At 40.7% G+C, this 21,059-nt stretch carries 17 protein-coding genes and 1 pseudogene; 8 read left to right on the forward strand and 10 right to left on the reverse strand.

Annotation, left to right across the window (positions count from 1 at the left end; translation table 11 throughout):
• The first annotated feature begins 262 nt into the window (after positions 1–262).
• The 3 genes and pseudogenes from C427_RS28325 to C427_RS28900 all read left to right on the forward strand — a co-directional run.
• Positions 263–727: an SMP-30/gluconolactonase/LRE family protein gene (locus C427_RS28325; protein WP_015431263.1), complete on the forward strand. Its 465-nt coding sequence runs from the start codon at positions 263–265 to the stop codon at positions 725–727.
• A 16-nt stretch (positions 728–743) separates the two neighbouring features.
• The gene (locus C427_RS28330; RefSeq protein WP_015431264.1) at positions 744–1,085 is read left to right on the forward strand and encodes an SMP-30/gluconolactonase/LRE family protein; all 342 of its coding nucleotides are present in this window, start codon (positions 744–746) and stop codon (positions 1,083–1,085) included.
• A gap of 105 nt (positions 1,086–1,190) precedes the next feature.
• Positions 1,191–1,415, forward strand: a pseudogene (locus C427_RS28900) (transposase); the annotation flags it as partial.
• Positions 1,416–1,578: 163 nt separating this feature from the next.
• Here C427_RS28900 and C427_RS20320 read toward each other — a convergent pair.
• From C427_RS20320 to C427_RS20360, 10 genes are all read right to left on the reverse strand, one after another.
• Positions 1,579–1,779, reverse strand: coding sequence for a hypothetical protein (locus C427_RS20320; RefSeq protein WP_007642550.1), 201 nt, complete (start codon positions 1,777–1,779; stop codon positions 1,579–1,581).
• 214 nt (positions 1,780–1,993) lie between these two features.
• On the reverse strand, positions 1,994–2,140 hold the full coding sequence (locus tag C427_RS26580; protein ID WP_007642552.1) for a hypothetical protein: 147 nt from the start codon (positions 2,138–2,140) through the stop codon (positions 1,994–1,996).
• Positions 2,141–2,299: 159 nt separating this feature from the next.
• Entirely contained in the window at positions 2,300–2,926 is a 627-nt protein-coding gene (locus tag C427_RS20325) for a DUF962 domain-containing protein (protein ID WP_007642553.1), read from the reverse strand.
• Positions 2,927–2,987: 61 nt separating this feature from the next.
• On the reverse strand, positions 2,988–3,866 hold the full coding sequence (asd, locus tag C427_RS20330) for an archaetidylserine decarboxylase (protein WP_007642555.1): 879 nt from the start codon (positions 3,864–3,866) through the stop codon (positions 2,988–2,990).
• Positions 3,867–3,868: 2 nt separating this feature from the next.
• Positions 3,869–6,577 carry a glycosyltransferase gene (locus tag C427_RS20335; RefSeq protein ID WP_007642557.1) on the reverse strand — a complete coding sequence of 903 codons (2,709 nt, stop codon included), beginning with the start codon at positions 6,575–6,577 and terminating at the stop codon, positions 3,869–3,871.
• 2 nt (positions 6,578–6,579) lie between these two features.
• Positions 6,580–8,367, reverse strand: a complete 1,788-nt coding sequence (locus C427_RS20340; RefSeq protein WP_007642561.1) for an aminotransferase class III-fold pyridoxal phosphate-dependent enzyme — start codon at positions 8,365–8,367, stop codon at positions 6,580–6,582.
• 141 nt (positions 8,368–8,508) lie between these two features.
• Positions 8,509–11,283, reverse strand: coding sequence for a M14 family zinc carboxypeptidase (locus C427_RS20345; RefSeq protein ID WP_007642563.1), 2,775 nt, complete (start codon positions 11,281–11,283; stop codon positions 8,509–8,511).
• 259 nt (positions 11,284–11,542) lie between these two features.
• Entirely contained in the window at positions 11,543–14,677 is a 3,135-nt protein-coding gene (locus C427_RS20350; RefSeq protein WP_081589082.1) for an efflux RND transporter permease subunit, read from the reverse strand.
• Positions 14,674–15,813 carry an efflux RND transporter periplasmic adaptor subunit gene (locus C427_RS20355; protein ID WP_007642570.1) on the reverse strand — a complete coding sequence of 380 codons (1,140 nt, stop codon included), beginning with the start codon at positions 15,811–15,813 and terminating at the stop codon, positions 14,674–14,676. The genes C427_RS20350 and C427_RS20355 overlap by 4 nt, the downstream gene beginning before the upstream one ends.
• Positions 15,814–15,983: 170 nt before the next feature.
• Complete coding sequence (locus C427_RS20360; RefSeq protein WP_007642571.1) at positions 15,984–16,220, reverse strand: DUF2164 domain-containing protein; 237 nt, start codon at positions 16,218–16,220, stop codon at positions 15,984–15,986.
• Positions 16,221–16,402: 182 nt separating this feature from the next.
• Here C427_RS20360 and C427_RS20365 point away from each other — a divergent pair, with 182 nt between their 5' ends.
• From C427_RS20365 to C427_RS20385, 5 genes are all read left to right on the forward strand, one after another.
• Complete coding sequence (locus tag C427_RS20365) at positions 16,403–16,744, forward strand: hypothetical protein (RefSeq protein WP_007642572.1); 342 nt, start codon at positions 16,403–16,405, stop codon at positions 16,742–16,744.
• Positions 16,669–17,358, forward strand: a complete 690-nt coding sequence (locus C427_RS20370; RefSeq protein ID WP_226991271.1) for a helix-turn-helix transcriptional regulator — start codon at positions 16,669–16,671, stop codon at positions 17,356–17,358. The genes C427_RS20365 and C427_RS20370 overlap by 76 nt, the downstream gene beginning before the upstream one ends.
• Positions 17,355–17,549, forward strand: a complete 195-nt coding sequence (locus tag C427_RS28905) for an alpha/beta fold hydrolase (RefSeq protein WP_034900213.1) — start codon at positions 17,355–17,357, stop codon at positions 17,547–17,549. Before C427_RS20370 ends, C427_RS28905 begins: the two co-directional genes overlap by 4 nt.
• 32 nt (positions 17,550–17,581) lie before the next feature.
• On the forward strand, positions 17,582–18,076 hold the full coding sequence (locus C427_RS20380; protein ID WP_007642585.1) for an alpha/beta fold hydrolase: 495 nt from the start codon (positions 17,582–17,584) through the stop codon (positions 18,074–18,076).
• A gap of 329 nt (positions 18,077–18,405) precedes the next feature.
• Positions 18,406–21,036 carry a carboxypeptidase-like regulatory domain-containing protein gene (locus C427_RS20385; RefSeq protein WP_007642587.1) on the forward strand — a complete coding sequence of 877 codons (2,631 nt, stop codon included), beginning with the start codon at positions 18,406–18,408 and terminating at the stop codon, positions 21,034–21,036.
• The last annotated feature ends 23 nt before the right edge of the window (positions 21,037–21,059 follow it).

Below are 21,059 nucleotides of genomic sequence, written 5' to 3' on the forward strand. Positions count from 1 at the left end.
TAAAATCTCAATCGCTACCACTGCATTAAATGCCATTGCAAATGCCAACGCACTGCACTGTCCTGCTGGTTCTAAAGATATACAACTGGATTTAAGCAATATAAAACTAACTCGCGAACAAAACATTCCATTAATGTACCAAGGGTATAACAATATTGAAGGTCCTGTTTGGCATGACGAAGCTTTGTTTTCAAATATGGGTTCGCATCAGCCAGATTAAAACGGCTTTGAATTAAGTCACCAAACCACAATTTGGCGATGGATGCCTGGCAGTAAACCAAAAGTTTGGCTGAAAGACAACGTTGCAGGCACTAATGGTTTAGCATTAGACACTAAGGGCAATTTAGTGGCAACACGCCAGCTTGATGGTTCACTTGTGACGATTGATTGGATAACTCAACAAATCACTCCTATTGTAAGTGCTTACCAAAATAAACGCTTTAACTCTCCAAATGACTTAGCCATTAGTTACAACGATACTATTTACTTTACTGATCCAAATTGGAATACGCCATCGAATATTAATATTGCAGATACTCAAGGTGGAGGTCAACCTGGGTCCAATAAATCAGGACAACGAATTTACCGTGTGACCAGCAGTGGTAAAGTAAATGCAACCAAGGTTACAAAGCTGATAACTGCTCTGCGTGATAAGCCAAATGGCATTATATTATCATTAGACCAACAGCAATTTATTGTTGGTGGCTTAAGGGTTATGGGCGTTTAATTTAAACTCGGGTGCAGTGAGTAACCCTCAGCAATTACTTAACACACCAATTGATGGATTAGGTAAAGACTGCAGTGGTAATATTTATTTTACCACTACCCGAGAAATGCCAGAAAGAAAAGATGGTCAAGTTGTTGTCATACTAAACACACAGCATATTGAGGTAGGCGCATTGAAAGTCCCGGGGATCCATATTGTCACCAATATTGCTTTCGGTGGCCTTGATAGAAAAACATTATTTGTAACAGGGCTATCCGAACCATTGGATGGAAATAAACGTCGTCAGTGCGGAAATGAAACTTGTTTAAATGCGGGGATTTACACCACAAAGCTAAATGTAAACGGCTTTCCATTTTAACTGCACAGAAATATAAAATAAGAATGACACCCATCTTAAAATGGCAGCAAAAAAGGCGTTTTTTTTCTAAGCTTTAGATATTCAAACAACCAAGGACGGTCTGTTATTCCCCCACCTCATAAGAATGAAATCAGTTTAATCAATACCCCGTATTACGTGCCCGGAACTCGTCGTTATTTTTTGTGTGGTAAGGATTAAATCAGCGGGCAGAGTTATGAGCATTGCTGGGGTTGGGTAGAAGAGCATTTACTGTTTTTATGCTCGGTATTTGCCATTGATATTGCGGCTTATGCTGTAATAAGTAATCAAAATACTCATTATAAAATTTGCTATTGCTGGGTCTGAAAGAATTGACAGTGAGGTTCAATTTGAAGGGTATAAGTGTCAATTGATTGCAACCGCATATCGTAGTGATAGTCGAATAACTTTCATGGTCAATTTTTTCTACTTTAGTAATCTGCATAGTAATTGACCACTCGTTTACATTAAACTATTAGCCCCTAGATAACGGACACTCTAGTGTCATTATCACGCTAAATTGGGTTGGGTGATTATCTGGAGTGAGCACCTGAATTTGATCGTAGTCGATACTTTCTAAGTTAGCTTTAATGCTTGTTTCAAATATCTCATCCTGCTGCCCGATGATGTTTCCTTGCTCATCTAGCGCATCAAAATCTGGCTGGTGTAGCTGCATAAACTTATCCAATTCTTGAACCACTACTTCTTATTTTTTCAGCCGTGATTTATTGATGTGAAAAGATTAATTCGTCTCTTGAATAGCCAATCTTGTTAGCTTTTCAATTTCATCAGAATATAACGTAATGTCCTGCTGAATGTAATGAACAGGTAGCTCTAAAGCCTGCATCTGTTGCTGTTTCAGACTGAGATATGCTTCAGCTGTGGGGCGGTCATCGTTTATCGCTAACAATGTCACAATTTTTAAGAGCAATAACAGAATAGTCACCGGGTTTATTGTTGTCTGACAACGCTGAACGAACTTGGGTTAGTAAAATAGATGCAGCTGAGGCGATAATTATTTTCGAAGTGATGTTCATAGGTAAACCTTTTGTTTGTGTATTCACAAACTAAGTCGAACGCCCCTCTAACAAAATTGCCTCGAGAGAAAGATAAAATATCCTAAACAATAGGTAAATCGAAAACCATGAACATCTGCTTTTTATCTACCTATCGCTTTATCAGAGTATTCTGCAAGTCTAAACTTTGTTCTCAAAAGACACGTCTTCGTACCAATCATCCATATTGTCGTACATCTCGCCTTTCATAATATAGTACAAAGACTTATGGTAAATCTTAATGTCGTGAAACGGATCTGTTGCTATTTTACAAAACCAAACAAGTCCAGATTGCACACCCATGAGTTTAAACAAATGCAACGTTCTGAAGACTATCGCGCCTAACCCCACCACTAACCATATTATCGCCATGTTATTTACAAATCCGCTGATGTCAGTATTAGTAGTAAATATGCCAAAAAATGTGGGTTCAAAAAAAAGCACTATTGGGACTAATGCCCATATAGATAACAACACAACCTTACGTTGCAGGTTGTATCCCACTTTGACGCTTTCTTTATAATTGTGAGTAGTCTTGTTTACTTCGTCATAGGTCTTAGGTTCAAAAAAGAAGTGTCCGGTTTGACGCAGTACCATAGCCAACAACCATCCCACTAGAGCGGCGGCTGCAGGATAGTAAAACACCAAAATGTAGCTTGCGATAAAACAACTGGCGCTGAGTAAGTGCAAAAATTGGTTAATTCTATTGTGGTGATAATAGCGGTGGTCATCCCAACGTTGCTTTTGTAGTTCTTCAAAAAAGGTCATGTTGTTACCTATTAGTGGTTATTCAGTTAAAAATCAACGGTTTACTTGCACCGCGTTAGTGTTATGGAAAACTGGTTAGATGACCGGTAAGCAGGGGTTGCCCCATTTTTATCAGTTTGCCCTTTTCAATGCCTTCGCAAAATTGATAGTTACTGGTGGCAAATAATATAATAGTAGAGCCATGCTGGAAGTAGCCCATTTCATCACCTTTATTAAACTGGGCATCACAGGGAATATTATTTGGGCCTTGGTATTTTAAATCTAGGACCTGAGGTAAAAAGTTAAACTTCATGCTCGCCACTAAAATTGCGGCAACTGGCACTAATGCAATGCAGCTGGTTGGGTGATTGCTGTGCAATTCAACTACTGCTCGCTCGTTTTTACAGAACAGTTTTTCTATGCGTTTAAGCGCAACCGGATTAACGTTCCAAGTGTCACCCGATATGTAGGTAACCATGCTAACAGAACAATCAACAGGTGCATGAAATCGATGGTACATACTAGATTTCAAACGTAAGGTTATATATTTACCATTTCGGTATTTATGATTCATATGTAAATTCGGAATTAACTCATTGATATCATATGGAAAACCTTTAGCTTGAAAGACCTGCGTACCTTGGATATCACCATGTTCACCAATAATTGCATCGCACGGGCTAATGACTCGCTCAGGATGTTTGGCGATAGGTCTTAACCCGTCTTTTAACTCACGTGTAAAACAGTCACCTAAACTCGTGAAATGTTGTTTTTTTGCATCTTGAAGCCTTAAGTCTTCGGCAAATAAAGACCATAGCCAAATTGAAAACTTGGTTAATAGTGGACTTTGTATTTGGCTATACCAGCCCATAAAAAAGGTTAACCATCTTCTTGGAATGCGATTGGTTAACAAAAAATTAAGCTGCTCACGTTTAGATAAGCTTTGCACACGGGTGTTCACGCTTAAGCCACCGTTCTTTGATTGTTGTACATAATAGGTAGTTCTAAACCCATGTCTTGCAAAAATTGCTGCATGATAGGTTCTGCCTGATATTCAGAGGCCCTTTGCAGGGCTTTTTGCTGCATATTATGCTGTATATCTGGATGTAAAAAATACTCAATGATTTTTGAGCTCATTCCGGCAATATCATCCACCAAATAGCCATTTTTATTATGTTGGATAATGTCTTTAGGCCCTTTGCAGTTGTAAGCAACAGTAGGCATACCATGTACAAAGGCCTCTAAAATCACATTGCCAAAGGTATCAAAACGTGACGGGAACACAAATAAATCTAAACCTAAGTACAAGGCTGTTAGCTGCTTTTTGTTTTGCCAACCTAAAAATATGGCATCGGGTAATATTTGCTTAAGTTGCTCTTGAGCAGGGCCTGAACCCGCCACCACAATTCTTAGCTTAGGAATACGCTTTTTAGCTCGTTCAACAATTTCAGGTAAGTCCAAAATTCCTTTCTCTTTGCTTAACCTGCAGGCAATAAACAACACCGGAGTATCATCATTTGCACCTGGGATAATGCTGGCTTTGCTGATTTTGTGCAGACCTACATCTCTTGGCTGGGTGTGGTGAGAAGTCAAAAACACCTTATCTTCCTTGAGTTGCATTTCGTGCCCTGTTAGCCAGTCTTTGTGTTCACTATTGAGCACAAAGACACCATCGTATCGATTGTACAAGGCGCGCATTAAGCGTCTAACTCTGTCTCTTTCGTGTTGATTGAGGTCGGTGGTATGTTTAATGAAGTCCACCCAATCGGTGTGCATAAAGAAGTAACTAGGCACGTTGAACATTTGTTGAATAAACAGTGATACCGCTGCCATTGGACCTTCTGTTGAACAAATAATTCTGTCGTAACCGCCTGTATAAAAAATATTAGCAATTTCCATTAAGTCGGGTATGCGAATTTTTTGTTCACCATAACGATGCACTTCAAATTCAGTGATCGGACGTACCACATGTAAATGTGAGGTGGGTTTTGCATCTGCGTGACAGATCAAAAAATCGACTGGTAAGTCAGCTCGTTGAATTTCTTTGAGCTTGCCAGACAAGGATGTTGAGACGCCGTTTTTGTCGAGCAATGTGTCGGTTAGATATAGGGCGCGGTTGGAATGCTGATTTTTCCCTAAATGTTGAGCAAATTGATTGAGCAATTGACGATTTTGATACAACACCCGGGTCGATGCCAAGGTAGAGCCCGCCAAAATCAAACTGATTAGGATGGGGAAGGATAATTTATCTAATAACTTTTCAATTCGGATATTGCTCATATTATCTTGGCGTTTTCCTTCACCCAAAAATAACGCTGTAAGTTGGCTAGGAATTTCAATCTTACGGGTTATCTCTTCAGTAGAAAAACTGTCCAAGCGGATGCCTTTACTGTCTTTAATCGCACTTTCTATCCTTTGTGCAATCAGTCGATTGAGATGAGTAAACAAGTCTTTTATGGCAAGGTTAGTGGTGTCGGTGAACGCTTCAAGACCCTCTTTTCTACTGTCAGCGATTTTTTCTAATTGGGTAATACAAAACCTATAGTCTTTAGACACTTGCCACTTGAGTAACTTATTAGGTTTTTTACCTTGCAGTGATTCGTGGACAAAAGAGAAGAACTTCATGGTTTTTTTATGTTTTTGCATTTCTAACAAAAGGTTACTGATCACAAAACAGCCAATTTTGTCCCATGTTGAACCACGGTGAAGCATGATTCTAAACAAGCCAGGATCTTTAATTTTAGTCGCCACCTGTGAAAAATAATCTAGCAACGCAATATTGAGCTTTTGATTCTCACCCACTTGACCAAAAGGTGCGACATCACCATTTTTCATAGCTTCTAATGCCAGTTCAGAAGCGGGGGTGGTTTTAAGACGCTCGGCCAAATTGTCGATATATAAGTACGAACCACACTGCCCTGCAAAAATGCCAGTGTGATCATCAGAGCCTCCGGTTAACACTTTAGGTGTATAAGGATCAACAGCAAAGTCGGCAGGGTTGAGATTATGTTTTCTGGCGTAACTGAGAATTTTTTCGGGGCTGAGATTTTGCACCCAGTTTAGTGTCAGCACGCTCTGCCACAGATCTCTTTGTCCGTTTAACACTTCAAAACGCACAAACATCACCGCAAGCTTTTCAAACAGGCTTAGGTCAATTTTTCCGTTACGAGTATAAAAGTATAGAGGGTGCGGCATAATGACAGGCAGGTCTTGGGCCGCAGCATAACGCAAAAATTCATACACGTTTTGACGCTTGGTATTGAGTATCACTTCCTGCTCTTGGCTAAATCCATAGGTTAAAACGTGAATAAACAAATCGTACTCTGGAAAAAAACAGGTAAATTCTGCAGCAACCAATACATCGATGCCTTTCGCCTTGAGATCCCAACAAGAACGCGCATTATTATGGTTAGTAATGGTGATGACTTGGCTTCCGTTATCTTTGAGCAACTTGACCAATTTTTTGGTTTTTAACCATGTTTCAGGCAACCTGAGGATACGCCCCCATAATTCGTCTGGTACATCGCTATTGTGGTCATGGCAATGAAAATCAATTTTCAAACAATTTTCTGAGGCAAACCTCTGGCTCTGCTGTTGTAAAAAAATATCAAATTCAACGTGTAAAGACGGCCTAAAACTCTGCTCTTGTCGCTTATCTTTTTTGATTAACATATTTAACCTACCTGGTTTGTGTTGTTATTAGGCGGCACTACAAATTCAGCTGCTGTTAAAGATTCATTGGTTAGATTGACCGAGCATTTAAGCTTACTCAGCGGTGCAGGTAATAAGGGACGTAAAACAGGGCTTAGTATAGGAAACATGGCGGCCAACATATCCCCTAAAAATTGCCGCTTGATCGCTTTATTAGTCAACTCAAGATGTGACCACCACCATCCGTCTTGCGACATCTGTTGTGCCGCTTTGACAAAACACTCAATTACCTGCTCAAATTCTTCGTCGGTGTAACTAAAACTCATGATAAACCGGCCAGTGCCTGTCCAACTGAGCTCCAGGCCGGCATGACGCAAATAGAATTGCAACATCCAGTTGTAACGACTTGGCTGGGTATAAATCACCGACAAAATAGAATGCATATTAGTAATTTTAAGAGGAAGTTTTTCGACTAATAACCGCTGATTAAAGTCAGCCACCCGTTCATTCCAAAGCGATTCAGATGCTTGATACAAGGCTTGTATCTCGGGTAGTCGAGTTCGCCTGAGGAATTCATTCATGGCCCCCATCACATAAGGATGAGAATTAAAGGTGCCTCGCGCAAATGATACATCTACTGGCTTATCATCTTTAAAACGTTTCATTAAGGAATAGGTACCTGCCAACACCCCTACCGGATAACCACCGCCTAAGGTTTTGCCGTAGGTCACCATGTCCGCCTGAACGCCAAAGAAACCTTGCGCGCCTCGATAACTTAATCTAAACCCTGTGAACACTTCATCAAATATCAATACGATATTTTTTTGAGTACAGATTTTCCTGATCCTGCATAACCAATAGCTATACGCAGCTTTATCAAAATGGGTATCACGGTCGCTAGCAATCAGCGACACGTCTGATGCTGAATCGGCATTAGGATGAAAAGCTTGTAACGGATTAATTAATATACAGGCTATATCTTTGCGAGTTTTAAGCACATGCAAAGTGCGTTCACTTAAATCAGCCAAGGTATACACGTCGTGGGTTGCTCGATTATTACCAATGCCCGGCTGTACGCCATCCCACCAGCCGTGATAAGCACCGCATAGTCTAACAAGGTGTGTTTTGCCTGTGTGATATCGAGCTAGCCGCACCGCTTGCATCACGGCTTCAGTACCCGACATATGAAAGGAGACTTCGTCTAAACCCGATATTTGTTTGATCAGTGCTACATTTTCGCCAATAACAGGATGATATGCACCAAGCACTGGTCCCAACAATTTGGTTTTCTGAGCACCGACTTCCATACATTCTTTATAAAAATCATAACCAAACACGTTTACGCCGTATGAGCCTGACAAGTCATAACGCCAGTTTCCATCCAAATCTTTTATTTGGCTGCCTTTGGTTTCATCTGCGATAGAGCCAAGTTTGAATATTTTGCTTAAGCGATTTCGAAATGGAAAAGGGATACGGTAGTGGCTGGTAAAACGTACATCTGAAATACTCTTTTCTATGGACTCACAATAAGCCAAGGTTTTTATAGATTGTTTGGCTAACTTGTCCTGTAACCTTTGCATGCCTGCTCGCCTGAGTTGAGCAATATTATTAGGTGCACCATCAGTGCTAAAATACTTGGAGTCAGTATAAGTAAAAAAGGGGATTTTTCTGGCTATACGCCGCGACCATTTACTGTGGCCTCGAAGAGAGGGGTGTTTAGCGCGAGAGAGCTGCAGACGGATGAATGCCTTTGATACGAGGTAACATCCCAACAGAATTAAAACAAAATAAACGATGTAATTGAATTGCATATGTTTAGCTTAAGCCAACAGGTTTAGCTTAAGCTAACATCGCAGTTTGAATAAATTATTTCACTTTTGATACCGTTTGATGACAACTGCTTGAGTGGTCATCAAACAGTCTGGTTTTGTCTCTATTCTATTTCCTGCTGTTTATCGTAAAGGTTTAGCATGGGCCGCAGCCCTAAAGATACTGTTAGTTAACAACACATTTAATCCATCTAAATACGCACGTGTTGTAGGCTCTTGAGTAAAACTCACAAGCATGCCTTTTCCAAGGGGTTGATGAATAAGAAAAGGTTTATACGCTAGCTGTTCCTTGTTTTCTTGCCACAGGTATCCACTTGCTAAGACAGTTTCGGGGCCACTAAACCATGCAACGTTTTTACCTGACTTAAGGGTGATGGGTGCATAAATATCACGGCCTAAGACCAAGGCTACAACATTTTTATTCACCCCAGCTGTCAACCAATGTTCTTGATCAACTTCAACATTGGCTAATATACCTGCTACATTGTCAGGACTTTGTTGTTTGACTTCGCTGGCATCAAGTAAATCTTGTTTCTCAGTAAATAACTGACCTTTTGCCCTTGACTTGTTTTTCTCTGCTGACCCTTTATCTACTGATTTTTTATTTTCTGATTTTTTATAAGCAAATTCTCGTTTCACATCCAATAATGCCACATCACTGGAGGCAACAAATTGTGTGGCTTTTCCGAAAGTCACCAACACACCGCCATTTTGGACCCAGTTTTTTAAGTTTTTTATCGCAGATTTATCAAAGCTTTTTTGATAATCGCCAGAAGGTAAAATCAACACCTGATAATTTGCCAAATTGGACTTAGTTAACATGTTAATCCGAATGGCCGTCACCGGATAATTTAGTTGCCTCTCAATCACAAAACGGGTATTACCTGCGCTTTGTGGGTAAACTGGCTCGTCCCATGCCATAGCCACTTTGGGTGCGCTCATTGTGACGGTGTTGTTACTGCCAAAACTAGGGCCATCTATAACCCAACTGCTATCGACACCAATAACTGACGCACCGGTTTGATTAGCCAGTGATAACACTACGTCTGCGTAATCTGCCTTATTTACACGTCTTTCAATAATCAGACTGCCTGCTGGAAAGGCCTGTTTGTTCTCTAATACAAATGCTTTATCTGCACTTTTAACCACTAAACCTTGTTGCAGAGCACCGGTCAAAAATCTAACTGCAGCCATGTCGCCCCAAGCAACAAGGAAGGCAACGGAGGCTTTGGGATTTGACACATTACCCGACAGTTTGTGGGTTTCGTCAATACTGATGCTGTTGACTTTGATTGCTTTGTTGCAAGCATCCGTTTCAATATTAAACATTAAGGGCAATGACCAAGCCGTTACATCGTAGATTTCATCGTTCAATAAACGCGCTCTGCGACGTTCTTGTTCTTTAATAAATTCGTCAGGCATATTCACTTGCTCAGTAAAGGTGGTTTTAACAAACTTCCCTCTGGGTTGCGCTGTGTCTATCCAGTAAGTGCCAGCAGAATAATCTTTGCCGCATGCTTTAAATGACTCCGTTGACTGGTTTACCTCTACACCATGACGTGCCATTAATGTGGCGAGTTTATGAGCCCCAGCCCTATCTCGCTGCATTGGCAAAAGATACACTCGCTCTTTTTTGTCTGCTTTGCCGCTGGCGATAGCATCGACTTGATACTGATAAAAATCTTTCAATAATTTGGCATGATTGTCAGCCACACCTTCAGCTGTTGAGATGGAGGCGACAAAATGTTTATGTACCGTGTCTTTGTAGGTTAAGAGTTCGCCGTTTTGTTTCTTAAACCCCATTCCTCGCGCCGAGCCCACTTCGTAAGTCGAAGCAGACGCACCATAAAATGTGGGCCAACTATCACCATATCCTGGGTAAAAAGCGTCGTAGACTTCGCGGGTAAAATAATCAAAACCAAAACGATCAAAATGTTTACCGTGATTACGGCCTATCAAGCCGATATTGTCTATTTGGTTTTGGCTCATATTAGGATTAAACGGTTGCGCAGATGGAGCAAAAAAATAACTGTTGTCTCCTCCCATCTCATGTAAATCAATCACCACTAACGGCCGGTAATGGTTCAGTATCTTCACTTTTCCAGCCGTCTCAGGTTGGGTAATCGCCAACCAGTCTCGATTCATGTCAAATAAGTAGTGATTGGTGCGTCCTTTTGGCCAAGGTTCATTTTGCTCAGCACTTATTCGGTCGCTACTGTGCTCAAGACCAACAGTGGCATAATATCGCTGGGTGAACCGCGCTCTGCCATCTGGATTTTGTAAGGGGTCAATGAACACTAACGTGTTACTTAAGATTTTTTTGTTGGTCGCTTCATCAGGGGCTGCAAGTAAATGATAAGCGGTCATCATAGCGGCATCAGTGCTGCTTATTTCATTACCGTGCACACCATACTCTAACCAAACAGAACTGGGTAAAACTGATTGAAGTGCTTTAGCTTGTTGTTTATTTGTGACTCTGGGATCTGACAATTTTTGCATGTTTTTAGCAAAACCGTCGAGGTTTTTGATGAGTTCTGGGGCACCAATTGCGGCGTAAATCAGTTTTCTTCCTTCCCATGTTCTCCCGTATTCAAACAACTTGATACGCTCGGGAGCAGCCGACTCTAAGGCTTCAAAAAAACGTAACATATCGGCATAGCTGGTTATGCGCTCGCCCACTTTGTAACCGAGTACCTGAGTATGGGTCGGAATGTTGGTGTTGTATTCGGTATTAGGCCAAAGATCATATTCTTCAGTCGCGACTTCAGTTGCCCAAAGGCTGCTTGCAAACACCAAGCAAACACTGCTGGCAAGCCACAATCCGACAATCACAGATAACCTGTTTTTCATCAGTGTTACAAAAGCAAATAAAGTAAAAAAAGTAAAAAAACGGTTCAAAATAAACTCCTAAAAAACAACGGCTGAATTGCGACTCATCATAAGTCGATAATAAGTATCACTTAAAATACATTAGCATGACTTATTATTTATGTTTCTGTTTGACGTCAGTCCTAAAAAAAGCAAGTAACTGACTTCATCATATCAAAAAATAACTTGCAAAAATAAGTGTACACTTACTCTTAATCACTACTAATCAGTAACATTACAATTTAAACCGACACACACATAATAATGTAATGTCGCAGCAAAGAGTAACCTATGGTGAATATGCGGGATGAAGATTAGGCTTAACCAGTGATTTATCTTTACGTTCATCCCGCTTGGCTTTTAGGGCCAACATACAAGGTGTCAGTACTAAAGTGAGTACTGTAGCAAAAGCTAACCCACCAGCCACTGCAGTAGCGAGTTGTGACCACCACTCTGTGGATGGGCCACCTATGTCTACATTGCGACCGATAAAGTCGATATTGACCTCTGCGACCATAGGTAATAAACCTAAGATAGTGGTGACTGTGGTCATAAGTACTGGACGTAAACGCTGTGCACCTGTGCGAAGAATGGCTTCCATGGCAGGCACCCCCTCTTTACGCAATATATTGTAAGTGTCGATAAGCACAATATTGTTATTAACCACTATGCCCGCTAAAGCGATCACCCCAATACCTGACATCACAATGCCGAAAGGTTTTTGGAAAATAAGCAAACCAAGAAATACACCTACAGTTGAAAATAGTACCGCGCTTAAAATTAAGAATGCCTGATAAAAACTATTAAACTGGGTGACTAAAATAATCGCCATAACAAACAATGCAATTAGAAAGGCATTTTTAAGAAATTCTGTGGATTCATCTTGCTGTTCATTTTGCCCTTTGACCGTGAGAGTCACTCGCGGATCTAATCCCAAAGTGGGTAACAGTTCCTGTAATTTAGGTAGTTCAATACTTAATAACTCACCGGGCACCATATTCGCTTGTACGGTAATCACTCTTTGACTGTCTATATGTCTGATAAGGTCAGTTTTAGGTTTAGCGGTGCGCTCTACAAAATTAGAGATGGGTACCATACCACCAGCCGTTTTCATTCTGAGTTCGTCAAGTTTACCAATATACCGCGACTCAAGAGGATAACGTACTCGAATATCTAGCTCATCATCCACATCATCTGGGCGGTACTCACCAATTTTTAAGCCGTTAGTGATAAATTGTACTGTGCTACCCACCAACGTTGCATCTGCACCAAAGCGTGCTGCATCGGCTCGATTCACTTTGAGTTGCCATTCAATACCGGGTTTGGACGCAGTGTCACTGATAGACGTAAACTTATCGTTATTATCTAAAGCCGTTCGTATTTTGTGAGCTGCCTCATCTAACAATTCGGGGAAACGGGATGACAACTGGATCTGTAAATCTTTACCGGACTGCGGACCACCTTGATCAGGCGAAATTTCAATATCCATTCCCGCCATACCTTTTAGCAGAGCCTGGACTTCTTTGAGTACCTCATCAGAATGCGGGCGTAAATGCCAGTCGACCAAATTCAGTCGCATATAACCTATTTGGTCTTGCCCACCGGTACGTACATATAAGGTTTCAATGGCTTGCATATCGAGCAGACGATTTTCAACTTTACGCACCACTTGGTCTTTTTCATAAATAGACATATCGCCAGCACTGCGCACGGTGACGTTGATCCCACGCACGTCAACATTAGGGAAAAACTCTGTACCTAAACCAGATAAACCATATGCCGTAAAAGATACAAATGCGACCACTATGGCGGCTAATAAAATTTTCCATGGATGCTGAATAGCGGTAGCAAGAACACGAATATATTTACCCGTAAAACCTTGTAAGTTTTTAATATCACCATTTTCCGCTTCATGCATTTGTTGTTTGTCAAATTCAGAAATATGCCTAGGCTTGCCAAATACCCCGCCTAACACTGGCACAAAAATCAGCGCCATCAACAATGATGCAGACAACACGGCAATCAAGGTAAAGGGCAAATATTTCATAAATTCCCCCATCATGCCCGGCCAAAACATCAGCGGTGCAAAAGCTGCTAAAGTGGTGGCAGTAGAAGCGATAATAGGCCAAGCCATACGCTGTGCAGCTTTGCTGTAGGCCACTTTTTTATCCATTCCTTCACTCATACAGCGATCGGCATATTCGGTCACCACTATTGCACCATCCACCAGCATACCTACAGCCATGATGAGTGAAAAAAGCACTACTGTATTTAAGGTGTAACCAAATAAAGAAATAATTAGAATACCCGTCAAAAAAGAACCGGGAATAGACACGCCAACCAAAAGTGCGGTACGCAAACCTAAAATAGCCAAAATCACAATTGCCACCAAAATAACTGCGCTGGATACATTATTTTGTAGATCGTTAAGCATCATGTTGACTTCAATCGTTTGATCGCCGGTGTAACTCACATTAATGCTGGCAGGCCAGATTGTTGACTCTTGGGCTGCTATGACTAATGCCTTCACGTTAGCGACAGTTTTCAACATATTTTCACCGGGGCGTTTTTTCACTTCGAGAGAAACAGAGGATTCACCGTTTAGGCGCGCAAAACTAGTCGGATCTTTATATGAGCGCCTGACTTGGGCGACATCCTGAAAGGTAATAACACTGTCGCCTTGTACCTTAACAGGCTGTTCCATCACATCTTTCACTGATTCAAAAACAGAGGGGACTTTCACTGCAAAACTGCCTTTACCATTATCCATGGTGCCAGCCGGAACCAGACGGTTGTTGCGAGACAACAAATTAAGGATGTCAGTTTGATCGAGTCCATAAGATTCCATCAACAAGGGATCAACCACAATCTCGACGATGTCTTCACGATCACCACCAATTTCCACTTCAAGCACTTCACTGATGCCTTCAAGTCGATTTTTTAGCTCACGTGCCACTGTTACCAGCGCTCTTTCTGAAACAGGCCCTGATAACACCACCGTCACCGCAGCTTGTTGACCTGCCATGGTCACTTCGTGAATAGTGGGCTCTTCCGTTTCTGAGGGTAATTTTGCTCTGGCTACTGTGACTTTATCTCGGACATCAGCAAGGGCCGCATCAGAATCAAGACCGGCAATAAATTCTAATGTAATACTGGCAAATCCCTCACCCGCTGTAGCTCGCATTTCTTTTACCCCATCAATCGAACGCAACTCGCGCTCCATTGGTTTGACCAGCATACGTTCAGCGTCTTCAGGGGAAATACCATCATGTACAATTGACACATAAATCACTGGGATAGGTACGTCTGGGTTAGCCTCTTTGGGGATATTTGAGTAAGTCACCACACCTGAAATCAGCAACAGCACAAATACCATAAGCACTGTGCGGCTATGGTTTAAGGTCCCAGAAATCAAAGTATTCATTGCATAGCCTTTGAAGAAGGGCTATTTGTAGAAAGACCCATTGAAGTATTTTTAGCGGTATCAACTCTTACCACCTCAACCTTGTCACCGTCTCTCACAAAACCATGTCCAATAGTAATAATTTCTGCTTGTTGGCCCATCCCAGATAACCACACGCCTTGACTATCACTCTTAACAATATCGATAGGTACAAATTTCACATGTTCATCGACCACAGTTTTCACACCTAAATTTCCCTGTTCATCGAGTGCCATCACTGCAGGCGAGATACGCATCGCCCAAGTAGTTTCTAGGGGTAAAGCTAATTCAGTACTCATGCCTGCCATTCGGGAGAAATCTGGATTAGGCACCTCGACCTCTATTTTAAAAGTATTAGTGCCAGGCTCTGAAATACTGGAAATGTAACGAATTTTACCTTGTAACATATCACCAGACACCATGCGCCCGGTTGCCTGCTGTTGGGTTTTTAGCGCTTGTACATTTATTTCAGTTACGTTGGCAGTGATCACCAAAGGGTCTAAATCAACTAAGATAGCGATATTGTCGCCTTCTTTAAGAAAGTCACCCATTTCCACAAATCGTTGGTTTATAATGCCATCAAAAGGGGCTGTGATTTGTGACCTAGATACGGCTAATTCGAAGGACACGGTATCCGCTTTAGCCATTTCTAAATTAGCGGTAGCCTGCGCCAAGGCTGTTTGCGATTGGTAACCTTGTGCTTTAAGAGCTTGTGCGCCCTTAAGTTCTACTTCGCGTTGTTTTAAGGTTGCTTTTGCTGACTGTAAGCGGCTTACCTGATCACTTTTTTCAAGGCTTATTATTTTTTGGCCTTTACTGACACGATCACCTTCTTGCACATGCACTTCTTTAACTAAACCTTTCACTTCGGAGCGTAACGTCGCTATCCGATCTGGTTCAGTTCTTCCATACAGGCTTATTTCACGGGTAACCTCATCGGCAATAACATGTTCTACCGTGACTTTTACTAGAGGTATTTCGGCACTTTTTTGTTTTGATGAGCTATCTTCGTTTTGCGCTTTCAGCATACCTGAGGCAACCCATAAGCACAGGGCAATAATAACAATTAAAGCAATCCATGCTGGTTGCTGCCTAAGTTTGTTAATGGTAAACGCCATGATTAGTCCGAGAAAATTTGATTGCGCGTAAGTTACCTTTTTTTTGCGGCAATATCATGGCGAAAATCAGCAATTAGGCAAGGAAAGTGTTACTAAATGCTTAGAACGTTCAACATCAACTATTAAAGTGTGGTGAATCCTTAAAATTACTTAACCGTGACTTGGGATACTTACTGCTCAAGTTGATAAATGGCGTCGGTAAGTGAGTCTACTCTATCTGCTAGCACTGTTTGCGCGTCATAAAGGCCCTGATTGTAATATAGACTGCCCATTTCTTTGGAGATAAAATCTAGAAGAAAGTCAGCATCAAATTGGCCTAATTCGACATCTAACTCCATGCTCATATACTTTTGTAATTTTTGAATAAGTTGTTCTTTTTGCGATGCTTGAAATACAATTTTTGACAACGTCAGTTTCTCACTTAGATTAAAAAACAAAGTATGACTGACTACAGCATAAGCACATATTGATTGGAAGTACTGCGGATAAAACAGTAGTCGTGGTTACATACACTTCTTGTTCTTCTCTCGGTTCTAGAGTTCGGTTAGTATGGATAAATACCACCTAAGGTCGTGATAAAAAATTACCTATGAATACAAAAGCTGATCCGATAAGTTTAATTTATCAAGCGACCTTAGAGCCACAGCTCTGGTTAGAGCTATTAGAACAAATGGAACATTTATTCAATGAAGCTGTGCATCCAGAACAAGAATTCAATTTGTTGGCAGAACATTGTCAAAGGGATCGAAAGATAACCCAAGAATTGCATGGCCTTCAAGAGCAAAGCGGCACTTGGAAACATTTAATTGATCATTTACCGATGTCGGTTTTTTTGTTAATCCTGAGTTGCAAGTGGTGGCTCAAAATAAAAGAGCGGCAACTCTGCTACAAGATGAACAATGTTTATATATTAATCAAAAGCAACAATTAGAGTTGAAATCGACTTTGTTGTCTAAGCAATTACATACCATCATGTCTCAAGCATTAAACTTTCCCACGCAAGGTATGCAAATAGATACCGACGCTAAAGTGTTGTTAATGGCCGTACCGATTAGAAAAATTGAAATAGACACGCCATTAAAGGGAGCAACAACAGCGGTACTCATTTTTACTGCTGATGAAAAAATAACACCTGATTTATCAGTAATAAGATCGCTTCATCAATTAACTTATGCTGAAGCTAGGTTAACCCATGGTTTATGCCTAACATCTTCTTTAAGCGATGCAGCAAAGTTGAGTGGAGTTAGTCTGAATACGGCACGTTCTTATTTGAAATCGATTTATAGTAAAACCTCGTCTAATTCTCAATTAACCCTCGTCAGAAAAGTGATTGCCACCTCTTTTGCTACCTTGAGTTTTGCATGTTCTACACAACTCGATAAACCGCTCGAACAATTATTCACACTATCGGATAATAGATTGTTAACTTGGTTTGAATATGGAGATCCTCAAGGTTTACCCATTATCATTTTTGAAAGCATTGGGGGGCATTACCCAACCACCAAGATTCAACTCGATATTACCTTGAGAAAAAGCTACGGATGATTGTAATAATTCGTCTTGGCTATGGCTCGTCTACCAGTAAAAAAAGGATCTCATATAAAGGTTTGAGTGATGACGTGATTGAATTATTAGATCATTTGCGGTTGAAGAAAGTAAGCGTAATCGGTTATTCACTTGGGGGGCTTACGGATCCGTATTTGCTGCCCGATATCCTCAGCGAGTTGACCATTTAGGGTTATTTTCAAGTTCACTACCTTGGGACTATATGAAGCAACCTTTAGCACCACATTTAAAAATAATGCTTCGGGCCTTTAATATAGCTCCTGATATATTTAAATATATTATGTCTTTAATCATGCATTCTACCTTAATAGACCCACAAAAAATTTATTCTAAAATTGCCAAAAGACTGAATAAAACGGATTCGCAAATTTTAACCAATACACTATGGCATGAGCGACTAGGCGAGCAGCTTAGACATCGATTAATGGGGGGCGTTAAAGTCTATGTGCAAGAATACATGATGATGATCCAAAACAGGGACATAGAGCTTAGTGAGATTCAATGTGCAACATTAATTTGGCATGGGGACGAAGATAATTTAGTAAATATCCATAATATTAAACTGCTAGCCAATGACATTGAACACGCTGATTTAGTGACGTTTAAAAAACAAGGGCATTATTTTATTTGTGAAAAATGGCATGACTTTTTAGATGCTTACTCTAGACATCAGCAGAAAAAATTAGAGTTTGTATAAAAGAAATACCCCCTATTTAAGGGTATTTAAAGTTTTAGCGTACCTATAACCTTTTCAATTACCTAACGCTCAAGTCTATTGAATAATCAATAGACGTTTTGTAAATGCTAATCGTTAAAATAGGGATGACAAAATGAATAGTCAATGTAAAACTTTACTTATAACAACGTTACTTACCAGCAGTTTACTCCTCGGCTGCCAACGCGACAGACGCTGATGGCAGTATTAGCAGCGTAAAATGGTCAACCACCTCAACCGATATTACACTCACTGGTGATGACACTTCTACAGTCAGCTTTACGGCACCTGATGTAGACAGCGACATCAGCGTGACACTTGATGTGCTCGTTACCGACAATGATGGCGCTGCAGCAACCCAAAGCCTCACTATTACCATTGCGCGTAAAGTGTCCAGTGTGACCATTACCGGATTAGTTACCGATAATATAATCCCCAATGCTGGTGTAGAAGTGACTGTTGGCGGGCAAGTTTTTTCGACAACCTCAGATGAAAACGGGGTATATACGATAACCATTACGGTTGATGAATCATTAATCAATCAGCTTGTACAAATACGAGCGTTGGGTGACATCAGTATTAATCCCGAGGTCGAATTTGTCTCACAATTGGGTTCACTTATAAGCTTAATTGAACAATCTGGAAGCGATGCTAATTTAGCAAAAGACGAAAACTTTGGTGTAAATATTACCAATGTCACTACCGCTGAATACGCCTTAATTACTCGTGATGGAACAATACCTACAACCGATGTTGAACTAAGCTCCGCAATAGATTCTGTTAACAGTGATGAGAAAAACACCTTAGCCGCTTTAATAAAAATTGTAGTTGATAATGGTGACTTCAACTTACCTAGTGGCGTTACCAGCAAATTGGATCTAGTGAGTGACAGTGAAACAGCAACAGCTTTTGAACAAGCGGTTAATGCCCAAGATCCTGCTTTAATTACTGAAACGATTAACACCATAATAAATGACACTAGTCTAACGAGTGAGCCGGCTATTGTAGGTACATGGGAAATTGGTAGCGATGCTATTACCTTTATGCGTTCAGGTCATTATGTGCATATTACGACTGAGATTGCAGAAGGCAGTGATGACAAAATAGGTTATGAAATTGGTTCATATTCATGGAATAAAGCGACAGGCTCTTTGAGCTTTACCACCACAGAAGATTCGAATGGCGAATCAGGTTTGCATAATGAATTTGACGATCCGCTTAATACTAAAATAGTTGACGAGGGTAATTTTACAATTTCTGGTGATACGTTAACAGTTGATGAAGGTGATGAAACTTTTAATGCCTATCGTCTTGCTAGTGACAGTAACCCATTTGTGGGTGGTTTTTATCTGCAACAAACTAATTTTAGTGATGACCTGTCAATGCTAATTACTGTGAATGACAGTAAAGCTGTTTTGCTAGTCCGCTCTGATTCGAGTGTGTTACCTTCAGGAATTAATTATTTCTATATAATGCGTGATTATAGTTATGACACGGAGTCTTCATTACGAATTGTGCATTCACAACAAGTATATGTTGACGGAAATATAATCAGTGAAAATACAGAAGAGGTATGGCGTGCGCTAGTTACCGTGCAAGGTGACGTTATATCTATGACCAAGAGCAATAATAGTACAAGTTTTATTAAAAAAAGCCATACCACTACCACGCAAGATTACTTAACTGATGATGATATTATTGGTAATTTTAGCGGAACCAATGGCGAAATTGATTTTAACATTCGCTTTAGCGCCGATGGCACAGGTCAAGGAAGTAGTGATGAAGGTAGCTCTTCAATAGAGTGGAAAGTGGTTTTTGGCCAGTTACTCCTATCCTTAGATGATGGGTCGACCCAAATTTGGTCACCTACAATTCTTGCTGATGATGTTTGGCAGTTTAACGTAAATGAGTATGATGATGCTGGTGACTTTAATGGTAATACAGCCGGAACATTAACCTCCTCTGACCTTGTCATATCCCCTCCAGAAGCATCATCCATTGCTGGCACATGGACTGCAAGTAATGACCAAATGTTCTCTATAACCTTTAGCAGTGACGGTCATTACGTTCATATGCATGAAGCTGACTCATCAGAAGACTGCGACAGCGATGGTTATGAGTTAGGCACATATGTTTGGAACGAAACCAGTGGTGTAGTGACAGTGACAACCAGTGAAGATACCAATGGTTGTGTAGGGCTTCATGATGAACAAACTCTTAATACTCCCTATGAACTTGAGGGTACATTTCAAACTGTCGGCTCAACCATGACCATTACTGAACCTTCTGGCGAAACAAGCACTCTCGAACGGATCATCAGTGATACTAATCCACTTGTGGGCGCTTATTACGAGGGCGATTTTGGAGGTGACTTCTTCCTTGTGGTGTTTGAAGACAATGGCAAATTTATGGAGCTCGCCCACGATACCGACGAATTAGGTCTAACCGCAGGTACTTACAATTGGGATCCCAGTAGCACTTTACTTGATTTTACTGCGGTCTCTTTTAGTCAATGGGGTTCAAATCCAGATCAAATTATTGTCAGCATGCAAGGCGACATCCTGATTTGGAAAGACGGTGAGGATGCCGGTGTTTCAAAACGTACGCACCAAAGTACAGAGCAACCTTATTTAGCTGACACTAGTCAGGTAATTGGAAGTTTTTCTGGTGTTGCTTACGATAACTATGGCTTTCAAGCCACCTTAAATAATGATTTCACAGGTGTGATTACAGACGATGATGGAACATTTGGATTCGATTGGTCTATGCAGTTTGGACAATTAATCGTAGATTATGGTGATGAAATCACCGTATTAACACCGACGACTATTTCGCCAGACACACTAGAATTTAATGTTGCAGATTTTGATTTAATTGACACTTTCGATGGTAATGAGGTTGGGCAAGTTGAATATTTTACCAACACGTGGACACGTAATTAACGGCTAAACATTGATATCTAGAC

It is taken from the genome of Paraglaciecola psychrophila 170, assembly GCF_000347635.1.
Lineage (GTDB): Bacteria > Pseudomonadota > Gammaproteobacteria > Enterobacterales > Alteromonadaceae > Paraglaciecola > Paraglaciecola psychrophila.